Origin of the sequence: Methylomicrobium agile (assembly GCF_000733855.1) — a bacterium.
Lineage (GTDB): Bacteria > Pseudomonadota > Gammaproteobacteria > Methylococcales > Methylomonadaceae > Methylomicrobium > Methylomicrobium agile.
This window is the reverse complement of sequence record NZ_JPOJ01000004.1, coordinates 60,300-66,990: the sequence shown is the minus strand read 5'-3', so window position 1 is coordinate 66,990 and position 6,691 is coordinate 60,300. Positions and strand designations below refer to the sequence as shown.

2 protein-coding genes, 1 pseudogene and 1 other annotated feature are annotated in these 6,691 nt (G+C 51.6%); of the genes and pseudogenes, 2 read left to right on the top strand and 1 reads right to left on the bottom strand.

Annotated elements, in window-relative coordinates; genetic code table 11:
• Positions 1 to 159 (bottom strand): recombinase family protein (locus CC94_RS0120995; RefSeq protein WP_031432028.1); only part of this gene is annotated, 159 nt, incomplete at its 3' end.
• A 440-nt stretch (positions 160 to 599) separates the two neighbouring features.
• Between CC94_RS0120995 and CC94_RS23450 the strand changes: the two are divergent.
• Positions 600 to 1,824 (top strand): annotated as a pseudogene (locus CC94_RS23450) (IS3 family transposase).
• Positions 883 to 999, top strand: a sequence feature (AL1L pseudoknot). It overlaps the preceding pseudogene by 117 nt.
• Positions 1,825 to 2,626: 802 nt before the next feature.
• Complete coding sequence (locus tag CC94_RS0120970; RefSeq protein ID WP_157203576.1) at positions 2,627 to 6,598, top strand: ATP-binding protein; 3,972 nt, start codon at positions 2,627 to 2,629, stop codon at positions 6,596 to 6,598.
• Positions 6,599 to 6,691 lie beyond the last annotated feature (93 nt).

Sequence of the window (6,691 nt, the reverse complement as noted above, 5' to 3'; positions counted from 1 at the left end):
CCTGAGAGTGTCCAGCGCCGCCAACAGCTCCGGCCGATCACGCTGGGCACCGGAAGCCTTTTCGACAAACAGCTTCTCACAGCCCGCCGCCTTCAGCGCATCCAGCTGCAGGGCGGGATTCTGGTCTTGTGTGGAAACGCGGGCATAACCGACAAGCATAGCACCTCCGAAAACTCAGCCGCACTATGAGTTACTTTAGAGATAAGTTTCAAGAGATATTTATAAGAATTGGAGGGATAACCGAAAGTTTAGCGTTTGTGTCATTTTCAGAAGTCGACTGCACAAAATGTCAAAAGTCGATTGCACTACTTAGAGATGGCCTCATTCGGCAGTGCCATGATGAGGTTGGGCTGCCTGCCTAAAAACAGTTATTCGGCTTAGAGCCAACTGCACAAGAGTGATTGTCATCGGCCAGAGCAAGCAAACCCCGTTTAACGGCAGGAGTGAATCTGGTTCCATGTCTAAGCCTCATTCTTGTGCAGGAGGACTACTGATTTGTGAGTGCTCAGTAGTCCTCTGCACAATGCGGTTCTAAGCCAATGAAATGGTGAACCGCCCCGGGTTTTCAGGAGGCTCTAACTTTATGAGAAGATAGAGCAATGAAAGAGAAAACCACCAAGCACTATTCACCAGAAATTCAAGAGCGGGCGATTCGCATGGTGCGCGAGCATCAGGGCGAATACACTTCAGAATGGGCTGCATTCAGTCGATCGCCGGCAAGCTCGGTTGTACGGCGGAAACGCTTCGCCGCTGGATCAGGCAGTCACAAAAAGCCAGCGGTGATACACAGGAGCCGGCCGGCAGTGAATCGGAACGCATCAAAGCATTGGAACGGGAAGTCCGTGAATTGCGGCAGGCCAACGAGATTCTACGCAAGGCGTCGGCTTATTTTGCCCAGGCGGAGCTCGACCGCCCATTCAAACGATGAAAGCCTTTATTGATGAACATCGCAATGTTTACGGGGTCGAGCCGATCTGCAAAGTCTTGCCGATTGCCCCGTCGACCTATTACCTTCATGCGGCACGTCGGCCAAGCCTGAGCTGCGCTCTGCCCGCAGCCAGCGCGATGAAGCGCTGAGCCTTCAGATTCGTCGGGTCTGGGAAGAAAACTTCCAACCTACGGCGCGCGTAAAGTGTGGCGTCAGTTGCAGCGCGAAGGCTTCTCGTTGGCTCGATGCACGGTCGAGCGCCTCATGCGACAACTGGGGCTCAAAGGCATTATGCGGGGTAAAACTGTCAAAACCACCATTAGCAACTCCAACGCAGTTTGTCCGCTGGATCGCGTTAACCGCCAATTCAATGCCGAGCGTCCGAATGCGCTATGGTCGCCGATTTTACCTATGTCAAAACCTGGCAAGGCTTTGTGTATGTCGCTTTCGTGGTCGATGTCTTTGCCCGCTACATCGTCGGCTGGAAAGTCTCCGCTTCTGCACAGACCGATTTTGTCCTGGATGCCTTGGAACAGGCTTTGTCTGATCGTCGGCCAGCAAGGGATGGCGGTCTGATTCATCACAGTGACCGCGGCGTGCAGTACGTGTCGATCCGTTATACTGAGCGTTTGGCAGAAGCCGGTGTTGAGGCGTCGGTCGGCAGTGTAGGAGACTCTTATGACAATGCCCTGGCCGAGACTATCAATGGCTTATATAAAGCCGAGGTCATTCATCGGCAATCCTGGAAAAACCGCGAAGCCGTCGAACTGGCCACTTTGACTTGGGTCAATTGGTTTAACCATCAACGACTGCTAGGACCGATTGGTAATATGCCTCCCGCTGAAGCCGAGGCAAGGTATTATCAACAACTTTATGAGTCTGCTATCGCGGCATGACTCACAACAATCAGCCTCCGACAAACCCGGGGCGGTTCATGGTGCAGTCGACTTCTGATAATGACAACATCATGATTCCCCGAACTTGGGAATCCAGCACCTTATGTTTTTAGATCCCCGCTTTCGCAGGAGCGACAACATTGAATTAATCACTGCTTCCTTAGTAGTGCTTTTCCATCTATCATTATCTCGTATGGAACGGCAATGACTAGAGGGATAAACACCTTTCCCATTTATAGCTGATCGCTACTCCCAGAAGAAGTACGGTGTGCTTCCTCACAAGTATTTTCAGCACCGACCAACAAAACGATAGCCCCGTGACTTTGACCCGAAAGGGCACCGCAGTGGTCGAGTGAACCTCGTGTTCGACTACATCGATCTTAAAGGAAGACAATTAGGTTTATTTTATGGCATTGTTCGTTTATACCACTCAGGAATGCACAGAAGACGCTCTCCGATATGCGTTATCAGATGAGCTCGAGCGTTTTAAGGAGCGAGTTGAGAAATCTCAGAGTACCAGCCAATTCGATCCGTTTCCACCACCTTATCTAGTCAAAAAGAAGTTTGGAGGGCGACAAGGTCGTTTGATTGCTGATCTTCGTATCCAGGGCGACCACGCAGTGATTGTATTTCTAGCGATCATGATCCGTGGAGACCGAGATTATGAGGACTATTTCGCAGTAGATCCAGTCGGTTACGGGAAACAGCATTTTAGCTGCCGGGTCTCCGATGAGCAGTTGGCCGAATACATTAACGAACGAACGAGAGTAGAGTCCCCCCAACCAAACCCGAGCCGACTACGGTGGAATATGGATTTCTTTATGAGGCGTTTGCCCACCGCCAAAGCTCTGCTGAGGAGGACATGGTTTACGAGACAATCGAATGGAAAGATGCTGTGGCGGAAGAGAGAGTCGCAAACCAGCTTGTCCGTTTTGCCCAACCCTGTCTCAATGCGTTATCGCAAGAGTCAGGCGTTCATTTTCTGAAAATCCCGGATAAATCCGGCTGGGGTTTATGGTTTCATCGGAGTCAAGGCCGGGTGCTGTTAATCACCCCCGTCACAGATACCACGAGCGCGAAAGCAGAGAAGATCGTGGAAAAATACCGCGGGCAACTCGAAAGCGGGCATTTAACACACATCATCCGTTCTAGCCGACGAGCCTATCCGGCTTACATGCTCGCGGATGAGGAAACGTGGGTGGAGATTGAGAAGGAACCCGTTGCCAACATGGCACTTTCACCTGAGGAGTCCGATGTCTTGCTTAGTGTGCGTCGGACAGAGGGGGCGTTTCCTCTGTTCGTAAACGGTCGTGCTGGAAGCGGCAAGTCCACCATCTTGCAATATCTTTTTGCGGATCTGCTTTTCTATTACTTGAGCACACCGGCGGCCCAATTGATTGCACCTCCCGTGTACTTGACAGCAAACGGAGAACTACTGCGCGTCGCGCGGAGTTTTATCGAGCGTATCCTGCGTAACGAGGCCACCTTTCGAGGAAGTGGATCGGCTAGTTTGGTCGATGATAATCGAGAGATTCTCGACGAGGCATTCCGGGAATTTCAACCCCACCTGCTCTCAATGGTTGATGCGCGAACTAGGCAGGAACAATTCGCACTATCCCGCCGGGTGGACTATTCACAGTTCCGTAAACTATGGACGGAATGGTTTGGAATGGATCGTACTGCTGCGCGGGAATTTGGGCCAGATATTTCTTGGCACATCATCCGCAGCTACATCAAAGGTATGCTTTCAGAGACCGTGATGGATCCCGACGACTATGAGCAATTACCGGAGAACCAGATCACGGTGACTCGGCAGACATTCCAAACAGTTTTCGAGCGGGTCTGGGAAGGGCGGTACTCAAAAATAGCCGAAGCCAAAGGGCTGTGGGACGACCAAGATCTGGCTCGGTTTATCCTCGACAACGATTTGGCAAAACCGGCAAGTCCTGCGGTTCTTTGTGACGAAGCGCAAGATTTTACCCGGATTGAACTAGAACTGCTTTTGCGTCTCAACTTGTTCTCGAACCGAGCAGTGCCACCCCACGATCTGAGCCGAGTGCCTTTCGCCTTTGCAGGTGACCAATTTCAAACTTTGAATCCAACCGGTTTTCGCTGGGACGCTATCAAGGCTTCCTTCGTCGAGAAGTTCATTCGGGCGCTCGATCCAAGTGGACTCTCTGGTAGGACGGAACTCAACTATCGGGAACTTCACTACAATTACCGCTCCACTCCTCCCATTGTCCGCTTCAGCAACGGGGTTCAGGCGCTGCGGTCGGCGCTTTTTAAAATGCCGGAATTACGCCCACAAACCCCGTGGGCTTTGCCGCAGGGCGTATTTCCCGTGGTTTGGTTCAACTCGGGAGATTCCTCCTTCTGGAAGAGGTTCAAAGAGGCAGACTCGTTCGTCGTCATTGTTCCCTGCAACGAAGGAGAAGAGGCTCAGTTTGTTCGGGACGATCCTATCCTCAGACAACACATTCGCATGGAGGATGAAATTCCACAAAACGTATTGAGCGCAGCCCGAGCAAAAGGCCGAGAGTATCAGGTCGTGGTTGTTTACGGCTTCGGAGGAGTGGCGCCAAGGAATTTAATGGAATTAATGGATTCCACCCATGGCGGTGATGAGGCAACAAAGGATCACTCGCTGCCGTTTCAATATTTCATCAATCGCCTCTACGTGGCGGTCAGTCGTCCCAAACAGCGTTTGATCATTGTAGACGACGAGTCCGGGATAAATGCTCTCTGGGAGTTTGCGAACCGAGAAGAGGTCACCAGGCGGGTCATTGATGCGGCAAATCGTGGCCGCACTGTGTGGAATGCTGATCCAGAAGACGAAAATGCCCCCGCTGTCGAGGGCATGACGATGGGCAAAGTGGAGGATCTAACCCGCGAGAGTGCGGGTGATCCGATAGACAACGCTAAGACTTTTGAGGAAGACGGTAGGGCAAGGAAGGATGCGTTTCTTCTACGGCAAGCGGCCCTTGCCTATCGGAGCGCCGGTGATTCCACCAAAGCCACTGAGTGTCGTGCACGTGCGCTGGAATTGGAGGGCGATCACCTCGCCGCAGCTGAGGCCTATTTAGATGCTGGGTTCGTAGTTCCCGAAGCTGTGCAGTGCTTCTGGAAAGTGGGAAAGACGGGCTGGCAGCGACTCACCGAATTAGGAAAACTGAATGCGAGCGTGGCTAGGGAGACAGAATTTAAATATGCGCTGGCGATCCTAGACACGAGTGTGTCGTCAAGCCGGGGAATCGAGCTTCTTGAAGAGTTGGCAGCCCGCCTTTCGGAAACTTCCTTTGCGGCGTATGTGTCTTCCGAAAACGCATGGCGCGACGGGATCAATACCATCATCGACAATGTCCGGAATGACGCTTCCCTTACGATGGCCGGAACACTGGAGCACGTGCTCGAAAAGATTGAAGCGTGCGGCATTGCTCAGCTTGACCGGAAAATGGCGGAAGTCCACTTCCGTGCGGGAAGCCTGCAAAAAGCAGTGCAACGATGGGAAAAAGCCGGAGAAACTAAATCGGATGAATATTTAAAAGCGAAAGCGGCTATCGAGCCATATCCGGGAAAGCTTGCAGCTTTGATGAAGGTCGGGGCGTTTGTCGAAATCATCCAGGAGTTTGAAGCTCGCACCAATACAGACCTTGATTCTGCGCAATGGAGTAACATCTCGTTGGCGTATCTCCAGTGCAATCGCTTAAACGATGCGCTTGATGCTGCGTGGAAATCGCAGAATGCCACTGTAATAAGACGAATTGCACTCAAGGCGATATCGGAAGGCGAAGCCCAAACAGCGATTCGAGCACTGCATGGCACAGTGATCGCGATGGTTGGAAACGGAGAGTGGGAACCATTGGCCAAGTTCGCGTCAACTCTGGATTTCTCTCCTGATTCCAACTGGTCCGAAGATGCGGTCCGCGAACTGGTCGAGAGCCATGCAGACGAACTTCAATGCACACTTGTGTCTGCCTTAGCCCGATCAGATGCGTTTCCTGAATTGCCTGGACACCTTCAGCGACAACTTAGCGAATTCTTGCGGCGTTTTTTGCGCGTCAAAGAAGGGCGATGGCGTCCTTTTGTCTCGGCAGAGGAAGCAGGCGCCGCCATCGAGCGCGGCGGCAAGTTCACCGACGCTCTTCCATTCTATGAAGCTGTCACCAAGGAATCCCTCTTCTCTGAGGAACAGAAACAGTTTGCCCGCCTCAGGTGGATCATCTGCAAGAATAGACAGCTTGAATATGAGCGCGAGCAGGCGGGGCAAAGCCGTCGGGCTTCCGAGATCCAGCGTGAACTTTCCGAAGCAATGAAGCGCCTCGGAATTGAGCGGGTTACTGACCTCCCTAAATACCCAGAGCTCGCAGAAATTGAAAAACCAACCAACTCATTAGTTCAAATACCAGAATCCAAACCTGAAACGCCGCTTCATCTTCCTTCAGAGGTTCTGGAGGCAGACACAATGTTCGGTGTTGCCGCAGTGAAGCAAATCGAACTAGCTGGCCGTGTTGCCGTAAAAGTCGGCGATTTTAATATAGAATTGTCTCGACAGATTGGTCGCTGCAACTTCAAAAATGAGCAAACAATGCAGACGGCATTCTTTAATATCCGTGAAGGTCAACCTGGAGGTGAAAAGACATGGCAAGTAATATCTCCTATTGAATGGGGCTGCGAGGATTGGAAAATCCGGCTTTCCCATTCTGGTGCTAAACTGAAAATATCGTTCGATGATCTGGGAGTGAGCCTATCTATCGACCAACCGCTTAATTCTTAAATCATCAGATCTGCACAAATTCGAGTAGAAGTGAAAGTCAAGAACGCGCGGCAGATTGGGCCGAATACTTTTCAGATAGCTCGGATGCTTATT